The organism is Streptomyces sp. NPDC002888 (genome assembly GCF_042888465.1).
In the GTDB taxonomy this organism is placed as follows: domain Bacteria; phylum Actinomycetota; class Actinomycetes; order Streptomycetales; family Streptomycetaceae; genus Streptomyces.
The window spans coordinates 352,056-367,190 of sequence record NZ_JBIAPU010000007.1; the positions used below are offsets into that span (position 1 = coordinate 352,056).

The 15,135-nt window shown below is 71.6% G+C and carries 17 protein-coding genes and 1 riboswitch; of the genes, 9 read left to right on the forward strand and 8 right to left on the reverse strand.

Annotated elements, in window-relative coordinates; translation table 11 throughout:
* The first annotated feature begins 8 nt into the window (after positions 1–8).
* Positions 9–638: a TetR/AcrR family transcriptional regulator gene (locus ACFYWX_RS14825; RefSeq protein WP_389424388.1), complete on the forward strand. Its 630-nt coding sequence runs from the start codon at positions 9–11 to the stop codon at positions 636–638.
* Positions 639–1,074: 436 nt separating this feature from the next.
* Entirely contained in the window at positions 1,075–2,565 is a 1,491-nt protein-coding gene (locus ACFYWX_RS14830) for a phytoene desaturase family protein (RefSeq protein WP_389424389.1), read from the forward strand.
* A gap of 39 nt (positions 2,566–2,604) precedes the next feature.
* Here the strand turns inward: ACFYWX_RS14830 and ACFYWX_RS14835 are convergent, their stop codons facing one another.
* The 6 genes from ACFYWX_RS14835 to ACFYWX_RS14860 all read right to left on the reverse strand — a co-directional run bounded on the left by ACFYWX_RS14835 (position 2,605) and on the right by ACFYWX_RS14860 (position 7,454).
* The gene (locus ACFYWX_RS14835; protein ID WP_389424390.1) at positions 2,605–3,558 is read right to left on the reverse strand and encodes a hypothetical protein; all 954 of its coding nucleotides are present in this window, start codon (positions 3,556–3,558) and stop codon (positions 2,605–2,607) included.
* Positions 3,559–3,614: 56 nt separating this feature from the next.
* Entirely contained in the window at positions 3,615–4,538 is a 924-nt protein-coding gene (gene metF, locus ACFYWX_RS14840; RefSeq protein WP_389424391.1) for a methylenetetrahydrofolate reductase [NAD(P)H], read from the reverse strand.
* Positions 4,539–4,646: 108 nt separating this feature from the next.
* Complete coding sequence (gene thiE / locus ACFYWX_RS14845; protein ID WP_389424392.1) at positions 4,647–5,294, reverse strand: thiamine phosphate synthase; 648 nt, start codon at positions 5,292–5,294, stop codon at positions 4,647–4,649.
* Between the two features lie 72 nt (positions 5,295–5,366).
* On the reverse strand, positions 5,367–5,732 hold the full coding sequence (locus ACFYWX_RS14850) for an Rv2175c family DNA-binding protein (protein ID WP_389424393.1): 366 nt from the start codon (positions 5,730–5,732) through the stop codon (positions 5,367–5,369).
* A gap of 86 nt (positions 5,733–5,818) precedes the next feature.
* Positions 5,819–7,060: an NAD(P)/FAD-dependent oxidoreductase gene (locus ACFYWX_RS14855; RefSeq protein ID WP_389424394.1), complete on the reverse strand. Its 1,242-nt coding sequence runs from the start codon at positions 7,058–7,060 to the stop codon at positions 5,819–5,821.
* A 43-nt stretch (positions 7,061–7,103) separates the two neighbouring features.
* Positions 7,104–7,454, reverse strand: coding sequence for a hypothetical protein (locus ACFYWX_RS14860; RefSeq protein ID WP_389424395.1), 351 nt, complete (start codon positions 7,452–7,454; stop codon positions 7,104–7,106).
* A gap of 51 nt (positions 7,455–7,505) precedes the next feature.
* Positions 7,506–7,616: riboswitch (TPP riboswitch) on the forward strand.
* Between ACFYWX_RS14860 and thiO the strand changes: the two genes are divergently transcribed.
* The 6 genes from thiO (at position 7,614) to ACFYWX_RS14890 (ending at position 13,362) form a co-directional block, all read left to right on the forward strand.
* Positions 7,614–8,783 (forward strand): glycine oxidase ThiO, encoded by a 1,170-nt coding sequence (thiO, locus tag ACFYWX_RS14865; protein WP_389424396.1) that lies wholly within the window; start codon positions 7,614–7,616, stop codon positions 8,781–8,783. (Overlaps the previous riboswitch by 3 nt.)
* Positions 8,780–8,992 carry a sulfur carrier protein ThiS gene (thiS, locus tag ACFYWX_RS14870; RefSeq protein ID WP_389424397.1) on the forward strand — a complete coding sequence of 71 codons (213 nt, stop codon included), beginning with the start codon at positions 8,780–8,782 and terminating at the stop codon, positions 8,990–8,992. Before thiO ends, thiS begins: the two co-directional genes overlap by 4 nt.
* Before the next feature lie 3 nt (positions 8,993–8,995).
* Positions 8,996–9,790, forward strand: coding sequence for a thiazole synthase (locus ACFYWX_RS14875; protein WP_389424398.1), 795 nt, complete (start codon positions 8,996–8,998; stop codon positions 9,788–9,790).
* 131 nt (positions 9,791–9,921) lie between these two features.
* Positions 9,922–11,862 (forward strand): Stk1 family PASTA domain-containing Ser/Thr kinase, encoded by a 1,941-nt coding sequence (pknB, locus tag ACFYWX_RS14880; protein WP_389424399.1) that lies wholly within the window; start codon positions 9,922–9,924, stop codon positions 11,860–11,862.
* Between the two features lie 56 nt (positions 11,863–11,918).
* Positions 11,919–12,797 carry a deoxyribonuclease IV gene (locus ACFYWX_RS14885; RefSeq protein ID WP_389424400.1) on the forward strand — a complete coding sequence of 293 codons (879 nt, stop codon included), beginning with the start codon at positions 11,919–11,921 and terminating at the stop codon, positions 12,795–12,797.
* A gap of 76 nt (positions 12,798–12,873) precedes the next feature.
* Positions 12,874–13,362 (forward strand): DUF4396 domain-containing protein, encoded by a 489-nt coding sequence (locus ACFYWX_RS14890; protein ID WP_389424401.1) that lies wholly within the window; start codon positions 12,874–12,876, stop codon positions 13,360–13,362.
* Positions 13,363–13,387: 25 nt separating this feature from the next.
* Here the strand turns inward: ACFYWX_RS14890 and ACFYWX_RS14895 are convergent, their stop codons facing one another.
* Complete coding sequence (locus ACFYWX_RS14895; RefSeq protein ID WP_389424402.1) at positions 13,388–14,020, reverse strand: sulfite oxidase-like oxidoreductase; 633 nt, start codon at positions 14,018–14,020, stop codon at positions 13,388–13,390.
* Positions 14,021–14,200: 180 nt separating this feature from the next.
* Here ACFYWX_RS14895 and bfr point away from each other — a divergent pair, with 180 nt between their 5' ends.
* Positions 14,201–14,680 carry a bacterioferritin gene (gene bfr / locus ACFYWX_RS14900; RefSeq protein WP_389424403.1) on the forward strand — a complete coding sequence of 160 codons (480 nt, stop codon included), beginning with the start codon at positions 14,201–14,203 and terminating at the stop codon, positions 14,678–14,680.
* 23 nt (positions 14,681–14,703) lie between these two features.
* Here bfr and ACFYWX_RS14905 read toward each other — a convergent pair whose 3' ends face one another.
* Positions 14,704–14,949 (reverse strand): bacterioferritin-associated ferredoxin, encoded by a 246-nt coding sequence (locus tag ACFYWX_RS14905; RefSeq protein ID WP_389424404.1) that lies wholly within the window; start codon positions 14,947–14,949, stop codon positions 14,704–14,706.
* Positions 14,950–15,135: the final 186 nt, after the last annotated feature.

Consider the following 15,135-nt stretch of genomic DNA (forward strand, 5'->3'; position numbering starts at 1 on the left):
TCGGGGCCATGGAAAGCAGCAGCACCACGTCGGGCGGCAGCTCGCGCCGTGAGGCCACCCGGCAGAAGCTCTACGAGGCGGCCGTCACCCTCATCGCCGAACAGGGCTTCTCCGCCACCACGGTGGACGAGATCGCCGAGCGGGCCGGCGTCGCGAAGGGCACCGTCTACTACAACTTCGCCAGCAAGTCAGTGCTCTTCGAGGAGCTGCTGCGGCACGGAGTGGGCCTCCTCACCGCCTCCCTGAGGGAGGCGGCCGAGCGGACGGCACGCGAGGGCGGCACCAAGGTGGACGCCCTGGACGCGATGATCCGCGCGGGGCTCGTCTTCATCGACCGCTACCCGGCCTTCACTCAGCTGTACGTGGCCGAGCTGTGGCGCACCAACCGGGCCTGGCAGTCCACGCTCATGGTGGTCAGGCAGGAGGCGGTGGCGGTCGTCGAGGGCGTCCTGCGCGAAGGCATCGAGGGCGGCGAGTTCAGCGACGAGATCGACGTCCAGCTGACCGCGGCCGCGCTGGTCGGCATGGTCCTGGTGGCCGCCCTGGACTGGCAGGCGTTCCAGCCGGAGCGCTCCCTCGACGATGTCCACTCGGCGCTGTCGCGACTCCTGCAGGGGCGGGTGAGCGGCAGGCGCTGAAGCCGACGCACACACATGCGAAAGCGCCGGTCCGCTGTGGCCACATCCCCCGTGGGCCACCGTCGAACCGGCGCTTCCGCGTGCTCCCCCGTTTCCCCTGTTCCCCCGATTTCCCCCGTTCGGTCGTTCCCCCGGGGTTCCCCCCGTGCCTCGCTCCCGCCGACCGTGTCGGCGGAAGGAGCGGTCGAGGGCCGGCACCGTTCCGCCGCCCCGTGTCGGCGGTGCCGGAGCCGTGCCCCTTTCCGTGTCTCCACTCTCTCGTTCACGCAGGTCGGACCCCATCCGCGCGCGTACTCATCTCCGTGCCTGAGTACGAGTACTCAGACCTGCGCACGCAGGCCCAGGACGCTCCGTCGCCGCATGGTCACCGTCGCGTCCGCGCCGCTACTCCCCCGCCCGGGCCGGACTGTCAGTAGCGACCGATAAAGTCGCAGGCATGGCACGGATTGCGGTGATCGGCGCCGGGATGGGCGCGCTGGCGGCCGCCGCCCGGCTGGCCGTCGCGGGCCACCGGGTTGCGGTGTACGAGCGTACGGAGACGTACGGCGGAGCGGTGCGCCGCTTCGAGCGGGACGGCTTCTCCTTCGACACCGGCCCCGGACTGCTGCCGCTGCCCGCGGTCTACCGCGACCTCTTCGTCAAGACGGGCAAGGAACCGCTGGAGGCGTGCGTCGAGCTGGTCCAGGTCGACCCGTCGTCGCACCATGTCTTCGCGGACGGCACACGCGTGTCCCTGCCGAACGCCTCCCGCGCGGGTGCCGTCTCCGCCCTGGACGAGGCGCTCGGGGCCGGCGCCGGGCAGCGCTGGGGCGACTTCCTGGTCCGGGCCCGCGAGACCTGGGACCGCACCCGCAGGCCGCTCCTGGAGGAGCCCCTGTGGCCGAACTGGTCGGTCCTGGCCGAGCGCGAGCCCTACCCGTCGGTCCCGCACAAGAAGCTGCTGCGCACCCGCCGCGCCGGCACCCTCGCCGAGATCGGCTCCTGGGAGCTGCGCGACCCCCGGCTCACGGCCCTGCTGGAGAGCCACGCGCTCGCCTGCGGCCTGGACCCCCGCGTCGCTCCGGCGAGCGCCGCCGTGCTGCCGTACATGGAGCACGCCTTCGGTGTCTGGTACGTCCGCGGGGGTCTCCGGGAGCTGGCGCGCGCGGTGTACGAGCGGTGTGTGGCCCGCAGGGTGGAGTTCGTGTTCGGCGCCGAGGTGACGGGGGTCCTGGAGAAGGACGGCCGGGCGGCGGGCGTGGAGCTCGCCGACGGGACGGTGGCGGAGGCGGACTTCGTGGTCGCCGGTGTGGCCCCCGGCGCGCTGAGGACGCAGACAGCCGCCCCGGGTGACGGCGAGGTCCCACCGCAGCGTGGCCTGCCGAGTCGTCTGACGGTCCTGCTGGCGCTGCGCGGCGGGCGCCAAGAGGGGGCGGTTCACCGGACGGTGGTGCACGCGGCGGACCGGGAGGGCGAGTTGGAGAGCCTGTTCGGTGTGAACCCGGGGCTGCCCGCGCATCCGACGGTGACGGTCCTGCGGCCCGAGGACGCGGAGTCGACCCCGGACCCCGACCACGAGGCGATCACCCTCACCGCTCCCGTGCCCTCCGGACAGTCGGGGCAGGGCCACGACGATCAGGCCGAGCGCATGATCACCACCGCCGAGCGCGCGATACCCGACCTCCGCGCCCGCCTCCTCTGGCACGAGGTCCGCACCCCGGCCGACATCGCGGGCGCGACCGGAGCGGAGGGGGGCGCGGTCCCGGCGCCGGCGCTGGCCGGGGCGGACGGCCGCCTGCTGCACCCGTCGAACGCCACCCGTATGCCAGGCCTGTTCACCGTCGGCGGCTGGTCGCACCCCGGCGGGGGCCTCCCCCATGCGGGCATGTCGGGCGCGCTGGCGGCCGGGCTGATCGTGGAGGGACCGGACTTCCGGGGCTCTCAGTGAGGCCCCGGTAGAGCCGGGCGGCCCTCACCGCCGAGGTCTTCAGAACCGATACTGCTCGCCGAACCCGTTCCCCTGCTGCTGCCCGTCGCCCTGGTACGGGTACTGCTGCTCGGGCGGGAGCTCGCCGCCCAGCGGGTCGTCGGTGTTGCGCTGCTGCGGGACCCAGACACCGCCGGGCGGGGTCTCGCCGTAGTTGCCGGTGGCGTACTGGTCCTGCCCGTAGCCCTGCTGGCCGTACTGCTGCTGGCCGTAGCCGGTGTCGTACGAGCCGCCGTAGGACTGACCGCCGATGTACGGGTCGGAGTAGGCGGCGTACTGCTGCTGGCCGGTCGAGTCGTAGCCGTACTGCTGGCCGTAGCCGGAGTAGCCGTCGTACGAGTAGGCCTGGTCGGCCGTCGCGTACTGGTCCTGGGGCTGGCCCGCGGTCGCGAACGACGAGTCCGCGCCGTGGCCGGCGGAGTCGGCGTATATGCCGTACGAACCGGTGTCGTCCGGCATCGGCTGCGGCTCGTAGACGGCGGTGCTCTCGGCGGCCGTGGGCGTGGCGGTGCGGGCGGGCGTGAACACGTCGTCACGGTCGTAGTCGTCGTAGGAGGCCTTGTCCTGGCCGTACGAGGCGCTGTCGGGGCTGTAGGCACCGTCGCCGTAGCCGGATTCGGCCGCCTCCAGGCCGGAGACCTCGAGGGTCGGTTCCTGGCGCTCCCCCTTGCCGCGGCGGCGCTTGGTGCCCTCGGCGCCGGGACGGCTGACGGCCCATCCGGCCGCGAAGCCGCGGCGGAAGGACAGCGTGACGTAGGTCTGGCCGACCGCGAAGGCGGCCGCGCCCAGCCCGATGACGATGACAGACGGGATCAACACACCGAGCACGACGCCGACGAAGCCGACGAAGGCGAGCAGCCGCCAGCGAAGCCGTGCCTTGTACTGCAGCAGGACCTCGCCGAGCAGCCACAGTGCGACGATGCCGAACGCGATGTAGAGGACCGTCCAGCCCATGTACGCCCCTCTCAGAGTGGCCGCTACGCAGTGTGTCGTATGTCGGTGCGACCGGTCTAGGCCTGCGGCGGGTGGTGCAGGCCCAGGTTTTCGTGAATTTCCAGCGTCGCCGTGGAGTTGTTGAGCGTGATGAAGTGCAGTCCGGGCACTCCCTCGGCCAACAGCCGAGCGCAGAACTCCGTGGCGTATTCGATGCCAATGGAGCGTACAGCGGACGGATCGTCTTTTGCTGTGAGGATCCGCTCTTTCAGCGCCGACGGGAAGGCGGCGTTGGTGAGCGACGGCACACGCTGCAACGTCTTCACGCTGGCGATCGGCATGACCTCGGGGATGATCGGGGTGTCGCAGCCGGCCGCCGCGACGCGGTCCCGCAGTCGCAGGTAGTCCTCGGGCTGGAAGAACATCTGAGTGATGGCGTAGTCCGCGCCCGCGCGGCACTTGTCGACGAAGTGGCGGACATCGCTGTCCCACTCGCTGGAGCGCGGGTGCATCGCGGGGAAGGCCGCCACGCCCACGCAGAAGTCGCCGGACGCCTTGATGAGTTCGACGAGCTCGGCGGCGTACGCCAGGCCCTGCGGGTGGGGCACCCACTCGCCCATCGGGTCGCCCGGCGGGTCACCGCGCAGGGCCAGCATGTTGCGGATCCCCGCGTCGGCGTACTGGCCGATGATGTTGCGCAGGTCGGCGACCGAGTGGTCGACCGCCGTGAGGTGGGCGATCGGCGTGAGGGTGGTGTCCGAGGCGATGGCTTCGGTCGCCTTGACCGTGCCCGCGCGGGTGGAGCCGCCCGCGCCGTAGGTCACGGAGACGAAGTCGGGTGCCACGGCCTCGACACGGCGCAGCGCGTTCCACAGGTTCCGCTCGCCCTTCGGGGTCTTCGGGGCGTAGAACTCGAACGAGAACGTCGTTTTGCCGGTCGCGAGCATGTCACGAACGGTGCGCGCGTGGTCCGTCCTGGTGGATGCGGTTCCGAGGGCCATACCCGCAGGTTAGTCAGGGGGCGACGGTCCCCCAACCGGATGCTGGAAATTTGCCCGCTTTGCCGGTTTGTTGTCCACCCATCGGACAAACGGCCGGGATCCGGGCGGTCAGGCCTGCCGGAGCCGCTTGGCGAACTCGCTCGCCGCCGCCCCCGGGTCGTCCGCCTCCGTGAGCGCGCGGACGACGACCACACGCCGGGCGCCCGCCTCCAGCACCTCGTCGAGGTTGCTCAGGTCGATGCCGCCGATGGCGAACCAGGGGCGGTCGGTCCCCAGGGCGGCCGTGTGGCGGACCAGGTCGAGGCCGGGGGCGGGGCGACCGGGCTTGGTGGGGGTCGGCCAGCACGGGCCGGTGCAGAAGTAGTCCACGCCCTCCTGGACGGCGGCCGCGGCGGCCTCCGACTCGGTGTGCGTGGAGCGGCCTATGAGTACGTCGTCGCCGAGGACGGCGCGGGCGGCGGGCACCGGGAGGTCTCCCTGGCCCAGGTGCAGGACGTCCGAGGCGGCGGCGTGGGCGACGTCCGCGCGGTCGTTGACCGCGAGCAGCCTGCCGTGCCGGGCGCAGGCGTCGGCGAAGACCTCGAGGTGCTCCAGCTCCTCGGCGGCCTCCATGCCCTTGTCGCGCAGCTGCACGATGTCGACACCGCCGGCCAGGACCGCGTCCAGGAACTGCGGCAGGTCGCCCTGGCGCGTGCGGGCGTCCGTGCACAGGTAGAGACGGGCGTCGGCGAGCCGGGCGCGGGCGGTGTCGGGCATGCGTGTGTCCCCCCGTGGTGTGGCGTACGGGCCCGCGGGCCCGTACGCCGGGTGGTTGTTCGAATCAGCGGGTCAGACGGCGAGCGCCTGGGCGCGGCGCTTCACCTCCGTACCGCGATTCTCGCTCAAAGCCTGCGCGGGGGTGCCGGGCAGGGTCGGGTCGGGGGTGAAGAGCCACTCCAGCATCTCTTCGTCCGTGAAGCCGTCGTCCCGCAGGAGCGTCAAGGTGCCGGACAGGCCCTTGACGACCTTGTCCCCGTCGATGAAGGCGGCGGGGACGTGCAGTGCGCGGTTCTCGCCACGGCGTACGGCGATGAACTGGCCGTCCTTGACCAGCTGCCGCACGCGCGTCACCTCGACGTCGAACCTTTCGGCGATGTCGGGCAGGGTGAGCCAGGCGGGGACGAGAGCATCGATCTTTGCGTCAATCTCGGTCACGTCATCAAGACTGCCATCCCGGACTGACAGTGGGTAGCCGGGCACGTCCCTCCGGGGGGATACCGGGTGCGGGACGAGCCTCCTCGTCACGCCGTCGCGGCCTTCAGCGGGCGTGCCGGGTCCGTCAGGAGCTCCGGGTTCATCGGGGTGCCCGACTCGATCAGCCGCCTCCCCTGGGCCAGGTCCCTCGGGCGGCCCACCGCCAAAAGGGCGACCAGGCGGTTCTCCCGGAGCCAGCAGACCGTCCAGGCCGGGCCGGAGGGGTCGCCGCGCCACAGGGTGGTGTCGGCGGCCGGGTGGTGACCGGCGTACTGGACGAAGCGGCCGAACTGCTCGGACCAGAAGTACGGGACCGGGTCGTAGACCACCGGGGGCTCGCCGGAGGGGCCGCCGATGATGTTCGCGGCGACCGTGCGCGGACCCTGGAGGGCGTTGTCCCAGTGGTGGACCAGCAGTCGCTGTCCGTAGCGCGCCGAGGGGAAGGAGGCGCAGTCGCCGACCGCGTACACGTCCGCCGCGGAGGCGCGCAGCCGCTCGTCGGCCACGACCTCGCCGTGTGCGCCGGTCTCGATGCCGGAGCCGGCCAGCCAGGCCGTGGCGGGCCGGGCGCCGATGCCGACGACGACGGCGCCCGCGGCCAGCCTGGTGCCGTCGTCGAGCACCACCGCGCCGGGCTCGACGTGCGCCACGCGCGCGTGCGTCCGCAGCACCGTGCCGCTGTCGCCGTACCAGGCGGCCATCGGGGCGGCGACCTCCGCGGGCAGCGCGCCCGCGAGCGGCCGGTCCGCGGCCTCGACGACGGTCACCGCGCAGCCGGCCTCGCGCGCGGCGGTGGCGAACTCCGCCCCGATCCAGCCGGCGCCGACGACCACGATGTCGCGCTGCCGCGCGAGGACGGGCCGCAGTCGCTCGGCGTCGTCGAGGGTGCGCAGCAGGTGCACGCCGGGCACGCCCTCCGCGCCCGGCAGCCGGATCGGTTCGGCACCGCTCGCGAGGACCAGTACGTCGTAGGGCACCGGCCCGGTGGCGGTGTCCAGTTCGTGGTCGCCCGGGCGTACGCCGAGCACCTCACGCCCCAGGTGGAGCTCGATGCCGAGCCCCTCGAAGTCGATGTCGAAGGCGGAGCCCTCGGACTTGCCGAGCAGGACGGCCTTGGACAGCGGCGGCCGGTCGTACGGCTGGTGGGGCTCCGCGCCGATCAGCGTCACCGTGCCGGTGAAGCCCTGCTCCCGCAGGGCGACCGCGGCCTGCACCCCGGCCATGCCCGCGCCGACGACGACCACGCGCCGTTCCCCCGACGTGCCCCGCTCCTGTGTCTGCTCGCTCACCTGATCACCATAGACAACTGACCATCCGTCAGTCAGCTGTCGGTCAGCGGTCGAGTTCCGTGACCTGTTCCACCACACTCGTGCCCCGGCCGGGCTGCGACTCCCACGCCCAGGTCTCCTCCAGGCGCACCCGGCCGTCGGGCAGTTCCACGACGGTCGACTCGCAGTGCCCCGACGACGTCGTCCCGTCGTGCTTCAGCTGCACGTACCGGAAGTCCAGCCGGTCGCCCTCACGCGTACCCACCAGATGCCCGCGCACCACGTCGCCGCCCGCGTACTCGGCCCAGATCTCCCCGTCCTTCTCGTGGTACGTGAACCGGGTGCTCGTGCCCACCTGACCTGGGGCCTGGTCGGCGACGGGGGCGAGGACGAGGCCGTCCAGTGAGCGGGACATGGCGTGAGGCTCCCTACAAGTGCGCTGCTCCGAGGGCTAGGGTGGCCACCGTAAAGCACACGCGGGAGCCCGGCGCACCGGGCTGAGAGGGAGGCTGGCGGCCTCCGACCGTACGAACCTGATCCGGGTCATGCCGGCGAAGGGAGGGGCTGGACGCCCATGTCGCGTACGTCCGACACCTCAGACGTCCTGGTCGTCGGGGGCGGAATCATCGGTCTGGTCACCGCGTGGCGGGCCGCTCAGCGGGGGTTCGCCACGGCCGTGGTGGACCCCGAGCCTGGCGGTGGGGCCGCGCAGGTGGCGGCCGGGATGCTCGCCGCGGTCACGGAACTGCACTACGGCGAGCAGACCCTGCTCGGCCTGAACCTGGAGTCGGCCCGCCGCTACCCCGACTTCGCGGCCGAGCTCACGGAACTCACCGGGCACGAACTCGGCTACCGCCGCAACGGCACCCTCGCCGTCGCGCTGGACGCCGACGACCGCGCCCACCTGCGCGAACTGCACGCCCTGCAACGGCAGTCGGGGCTGGAGTCGGAGTGGCTGTCCGGGCGGGACTGCCGGCGCCTGGAGCCGATGCTCGCGCCGGGGGTGCGCGGCGGGCTGCGGGTGGACGGCGACCACCAGATCGACCCGCGGCGGCTCGCCGGGGCGCTGGTGTCCGCGTGCGAGCGGGCGGGCGTGGTCTTCCACCGCACCTGGGTCGACCGGCTCACCGTCCTACGGGAGCGGGCGGCCGGTGTCGTCACGCGCGACGGCGTCGCGCTGGGCGCGGGGCAGGTGGTGCTCGCGGCCGGCAGCCTCAGCGGACGGCTCGCGGGCGTCCCGGACGACGTCCTGCCGCCCGTACGGCCCGTGAAGGGGCAGGTGCTGCGGCTGACCGTGCCGAAGCGGTACGCGCCGTTCCTGAGCCGGACCGTGCGCGCGGTGGTCCGCGGCAGCCAGGTCTACCTGGTGCCGCGTGAGAACGGCGAGCTGGTCGTCGGCGCGACCAGCGAGGAGCTCGGCTGGGACACGACGGTGACCGCGGGCGGGGTGTACGAGCTGCTGCGCGACGCCCACGAGCTGGTGCCGGGCATCACCGAGCTGCCGCTGACGGAGACCCGCGCGGGGTTGCGTCCCGGCTCGCCCGACAACGCGCCGCTGCTCGGTCCGACCGAGCTGGCGGGGCTGCTGCTGGCCACCGGGCACTACCGCAACGGCGTGCTGCTCACGCCGGTCACCGGCGACGCCCTGGCGCATGCCCTGGCCACCGGTGAACTCCCCGACGAGGCCCGCCCCTTCACCGCCCGCCGCTTCGGCACCGCCGCACTCACGGAGCAGCCCGTATGAACATCCCGGTCACCATCTCGGTCAACGGCGAGCGTCGCGAGGTCGCACCGGGTACGGCCCTCGACACGCTGGTGAAGTCCCTCACCGCCGCGCCCTCCGGGGTGGCCGCGGCGCTCAACGAAACCGTCGTCCCGCGCGCGCAGTGGTCCGCCACACCCCTCTCCGAGGGAGACCGCGTCGAAGTCCTCACCGCAGTCCAAGGAGGCTGAACCATGGCCGACGATCCCTTTGTCCTCGGTGGCACGTCCTTCACGTCCCGGCTGATCATGGGTACGGGGGGCGCGCCCAGCCTGGAGGTGCTGGAGCGGTCGCTGGTCGCGTCCGGGACCGAGCTGACGACGGTCGCGATGCGGCGGGTGAACCCGTCGGTGCACGGTTCGGTGCTGTCGGTGCTGGAGAAGCTCGGGATCCGGGTGCTGCCGAACACGGCGGGGTGCTTCACCGCGGGTGAGGCCGTGCTGACGGCGCGGTTGGCGCGGGAGGCGCTGGGCACCGATCTCGTGAAGCTGGAGGTCATCGCCGACGAGCGGACGCTGCTGCCGGATCCGATCGAGTTGCTGGACGCGGCGGAGACGTTGGTCGACGACGGGTTCACGGTGCTGCCGTACACGAACGACGACCCGGTGCTGGCGCGGAAGCTGGAGGACGTGGGCTGTGCGGCGATCATGCCGCTCGGCTCGCCGATCGGCTCCGGGCTCGGCATCCGCAACCCGCACAACTTCCAGCTGATCGTGGAGCACGCGCGTGTGCCGGTGATCCTGGACGCGGGGGCCGGTACGGCGTCGGATGCGGCGCTGGCGATGGAGCTGGGGTGTGCGGGGGTGATGCTGGCGTCGGCGGTGACGCGGGCGCAGGAGCCCGAACTGATGGCGGCGGCGATGAAGCACGGGGTGGAGGCGGGGAGGTTGGCCCGGTTGGCGGGGCGGATTCCCCGCCGCCACTTCGCGCAGGCGTCGTCTCCTGCGGAGGGGTTGGCCGTGCTGGATCCCGAACGGCCCGCTTTCTGAGCCGCCCCCTCCGCCGTCTCCTCTGTGACGTGTGAAGCCGTAACGTGTGAAGCGTCACAGGTCGGCTGCAGTCGTGGCGCGATACGGATGTAGCCGCAGGGGTGTCAGTTGTGGCTCGTACACTCGCCTGCGTGGATACGACCCTTCAGGACCCTCTCGTCGGGCAGGTGCTCGACGGCCGTTATCGCGTCGACGCGCGGATCGCCGTCGGTGGGATGGCCACGGTCTACCGGGCCCTGGACACCCGCCTCGACCGCGTCCTCGCGCTGAAGGTGATGCACCCGGCGCTCGCGGCCGACGGCACCTTCGTCGAGCGGTTCATCCGGGAGGCGAAGTCGGTGGCCCGGCTCGCCCACCCCAACGTCGTGCAGGTCTTCGACCAGGGCGCCGACGGGTCGTACGTCTATCTCGCCATGGAGTACGTCGCCGGCTGCACCCTGCGTGACGTGCTGCGCGAGCGCGGGGCGCTGCAGCCGCGTGCCGCGCTGGACATCCTGGAGCCGGTGCTGGCCGCGCTCGGCGCCGCGCACCGCGCCGGGTTCGTGCACCGGGACATGAAGCCCGAGAACGTGCTGATCGGGGACGACGGCCGGGTCAAGGTGGCCGATTTCGGGCTCGTGCGGTCCGTGGACACCGTCACCACCACCACCGGCGCCGTGCTCGGCACCGTGTCGTACCTCGCGCCCGAGCAGATCGAGAACCAGGGCTCCGCCGATCCCCGCGTCGATGTGTACGCGTGCGGTGTCGTCTTCTACGAGATGCTGACCGGCGAGAAGCCGCACGACGCGGACTCGGCCGCCGTGGTGCTCTACAAGCACCTCCACGAGGACGTCCCGCCGCCGTCGGCGACGGTGCCGGGGCTGCCGTACGAGCTGGACGAGCTGGTCGCCTCGGCGACCGCCCGCAATCCCGACGTGCGCCCGTACGACGCCGTGGCGCTGCTCGCGCAGACCCGGCAGGCCCGCGAGGCGCTCAGCGCGGACCAGCTCGACGCGCTGCCGCCGCAGGCGGTCACCGCGGAGCACGACAACGCGGACGACCGTACGAGTGTGATCCCGCGCTCGCTGACGGTGCCGCGGCTGCTGCCCGTCAACCCCGTCAACGAGGACGCCGGGCCGGAGGTGCACCGCACCAGCCGTCTGGAGATGCCGCCTCCTCCTCCGCCGCCTCCCGGGCGGCGCCTGCCGCGGCGCGGTGTGATCTCGATCGTCGCCGCCCTGCTGCTGGTCCTCGGCGTCGGCGCGGGCGTCTGGTACATCAACTCCGGCCAGTTCACCAAGGTCCCGGCGCTGCTGACGAAGACCGAGGCGCAGGCCCGGGACCGGCTGGAGGAGTCCGGGCTCGAGGTCGGCAAGGTCAGCCACGCCTACAGCGACACCGTCAAGCGCGGCACGATCATCAGCACCGACCCTGCGCCCGGCACCCGCATCCGCGACAACGACTCCGTGGCGTTCACCCTCTCCGACGGCCCCGAGACGGTCAACGTGCCCGACGTGAAGGGCGCCCGCCTGGCCAAGGCCAAGGCCCTGCTGAAGTCGGACGGCCTGGAGCCCGGCATGGTCACCGAGGCGTTCAGCGAGGACATCGGCAAGGGCCTGGTGATCCGCACGAACCCCGCCGAAGGCACCGAGCGGCGGGCGGGCTCGGCGATCGCGATCGTCGTCAGCAAGGGCGCCCCGGTCGACGTCCCGGACGTCACCGGCGAGTCCCTGGAGGACGCCAGGGCCGAGCTGCAGGAAGCCGGCCTGAAGGTGAAGGTCGCCTCCGAGGAGGTCACCTCGGACGAGTTCGACAAGGGCCAGGTCGCCGCACTGTCACCCGAGGCCGACAGCCGGGTCGCCGAGGGCGACACGGTGACGCTGACGCTGTCCAAGGGCCCGGAGATGATCGAGGTCCCGGACGTGGTCGGTGACAGCGTCGACGACGCCAAGCAGCAGCTGGAGTCCGCCGGTTTCCAGGTCAAGGAGGACCGCGGGCTGCTCGGGCTGTTCGGCGACACCGTCAAGAAGCAGTCCGTGGACGGCGGCGACACCGCACCCAAGGGGTCGACGATCACGATCACCATCCGGTGAGGGCGCTCACGTCCGCGGTGGACGGGCGGGGCCGTGCGGCATGACACCCTGAACGGGTGACACAACAGCAGCACAGCCCCACCCGCAACCCCGTCGGCGGTCATGTCCCCGTGGCCGGCGGACTGCACTCGGTGGGGCTGACGTACGCCCACGACCTCAAGGCCGAGACCGTGCAGGTCTTCGTCGCCAACCCGCGCGGCTGGGCCACGCCCTCCGGTGATCCCCGGCAGGACGAGGCGTTCCGTGCGACCTGCGCGGCCGAGTCGATCCCGGCGTACGTGCACGCGCCGTACCTGATCAACTTCGGCTCGCACACCGAGGCGACCGTGGAGAAGTCCGTGGAGTCGCTGCGGCACTCGCTGCGCCGCGGGCGGGAGATCGGCGCGCTCGGCGTGGTCGTGCACACCGGGAGTGCGACCGGGGGCCGGGAGCGGTCCGTGGCGCTGAAGCAGGTCAGGGAGTACCTGCTGCCGCTGCTCGACGAGCTCTCCCACGACGACGATCCGTTCCTGCTGCTCGAGTCCACCGCCGGGCAGGGTTCCTCGCTCTGCTCACGGACCTGGGACTTCGGGCCGTACTTCGAGGCGCTGGACGCGCACCCGAAGCTGGGTGTCTGCCTGGACACGTGTCACATCTTCGCGGCCGGTCACGACCTGACCGGGCCGAGCGGCATGCACCAGACGCTCGACCTGCTGGTGGAGACCGTCGGCGAGGGACGGCTGAAACTGATCCACGCCAACGACTCCAAGGACGTGGTCGGCGCCCACAAGGACCGGCACGAGAACATAGGCGCCGGGCACATCGGCGAGGACCCGTTCCGGGCGCTGATGACCCACCCGGCCACCGCGGGCGTACCGCTGATCATCGAGACGCCCGGCGGCAAGGAGGGGCACGCGGCGGATGTCGAGCGGCTGAAGAAACTCAGGGACGGATAGCGCGTTACAGGAATACCCCCCGGGGGTATCTTGTCGGTGCCCGACGCAGGAGCTACACCTGACATTGGGGGCGCGCATGGAACACGAGACGCACGCGGCACACGCTCATCAGCACGAGGCGCAGGCCGTCGCCACCTGGGCGATGGCCGTCCAGGCCACCCTTCACTGCCTCACCGGGTGTGCCATCGGCGAGGTGCTCGGCATGGTGATCGGCACCGCGCTGGGCTGGGCCAACCTGCCGACGACCGTGCTGGCGGTCATCCTGGCGTTCTTCTTCGGCTACTCCCTGACGCTGCGCGGCGTCCTGAAGGCGGGTGTCGGCCTCCGGGCCGCCATCCGGGTGGCGCTGGCCGCGGACACGCTCTCGATCGCCGTGATGGAGCTGATCGACAACGGTGTGCTCGTGCTGTGGCCGGGCGCGATGGACGCCGGCCTCGGCACCGTGCTGTTCTGGGTGACGCTGACCATCTCCCTGGCCATCGCCTTCGTGGCCACCACCCCGGTCAACAAGTGGATGATCGGCCGCGGCAAGGGCCACGCGGTGGTGCACCAATACCACCACTGACTCAGGGACCGGCCCGGAGACCGTCTCAGAGCTCCGGGCCGTCCCCGGGCCCCTCCTGGTAGGAGTACCGCTGTTCCGTCCAGGGGTCGCCTATGTTGTGGTAGCCGCGCTCCTCCCAGAAGCCCCGGCGGTCGGCGGTCATGTACTCGACGCCGCGGACCCACTTGGGGCCCTTCCAGGCGTAGAGATGGGGGACGACCAGGCGGAGCGGGAAGCCGTGCTCGGCGGTGAGCAGTTCGCCGTCCTTGTGGGTGGCGAAGATCGTGCGCTCGGAGGCGAAGTCAGCCAGGCGCAGGTTGGAGCTGAACCCGTATTCCGCCCACACCATCACATGGGTGACATCGGGGGCGGGCGGGGCGGCCTCCAGGATCATGTGGGCCGGGATGCCGCCCCACTCGGCGCCGAGCATGCTGAACTTCGTGACGCAGTGCAGATCGGCCACGACGGTGGTGTACGGCAGGGCCGTGAAGTCCTCGTGGTTCCAGCAGTGCTTCTCGCCGTCCGCGGTGGCGCCGAAGACCCTGAACTCCCAGCGCTCGGGCCGGAACTTGGGCACCGGCCCGTAGTGCGTGACCGGCCAGCCCCGCTGCAGTCGCTGCCCCGGCGGAAGCTCGGACCGTGCCGCTTCTCCAGATTCGCGCTCCGCCGGATGACCCATGACTCCATCCTGACAGACCCCGGGGAGTGCACATGACCGGGCATGTCCGGAAACGGGCAACAGCTACTAAGCCAGGACTTACTTACTAAGTACGCACTTACTGGACGATCTTCTTTGCCGGTGGAATCATGCGGCCCTAAGCCTCCCCCAGCTGTTTCCCACGTGGAAGGAGCCCATGCGATGCAGGGCGACCCCGAGGTCATCGAATTCCTCAACGAGCAGCTCACCGCCGAGCTCACCGCGATCAACCAGTACTTCCTGCACGCGAAGATGCAGGAGAACTTCGGCTGGACGAAGCTCGCGAAGTACACGCGGCACGAGTCGTTCGACGAGATGAAGCACGCCGAGGTGCTCACCGACCGGATTCTGTTCCTCGAGGGGCTGCCGAACTACCAGCGGCTGTTCCATGTGCGCGTCGGGCAGACGGTCCGGGAGATGTTCGAGGCCGACCGGCAGGTCGAGGTCGAGGCGATCGACCGGCTCAGGCGGGGGATCAAGGTGATGCGCGAGAAGGGCGACATCACGTCGGCGAACATCTTCGAGTCGATCCTCGCGGACGAGGAGCACCACATCGACTACCTCGACACCCAGCTGGAACTGCTGGAGAAGCTCGGCGAGGCGCTGTACATCGCCCAGCTCATCGAGCAGCCCGAGAGCTAGGCGGAGGAGGGCCGGGCGAAGAGCTAGGCGGCCTCTTCCAGACCCGGTTCCAGACCGGAGATCCCCGCGAGCATCGGCTTGCCCTGGTCGGCCGGCTCACGGCGCGGGCACGCGCCTCGGCCGAGGATCGCCTGGATACGGCGGACGCAGGAGCCGCAGTCCGTCCCGGCCTTGCAGGCGGACGCGATCTGGCGGGGCGTGCAGGCGCCGCCGTCCACGTGCTTCTGGACCTGCGCTTCGGTCACTCCGAAGCAGCTGCAGACGTACACGCGGATCCACCTCCCGCCGAGATCAATAAGGCTAACCTAACCTTACCTGGCGCTCAGAGACCGCAAAAGTGGAGTGGGGGGGGGGGGGGGGGGGGGGGGGGGGGGGGGGGGGGGGGGGGGGGGGGGGGGGGGGGGGGGGGAGGGGGCGGGGGGGGGGGGGGCCCGAGGCCCCCCACCACCCCCCGG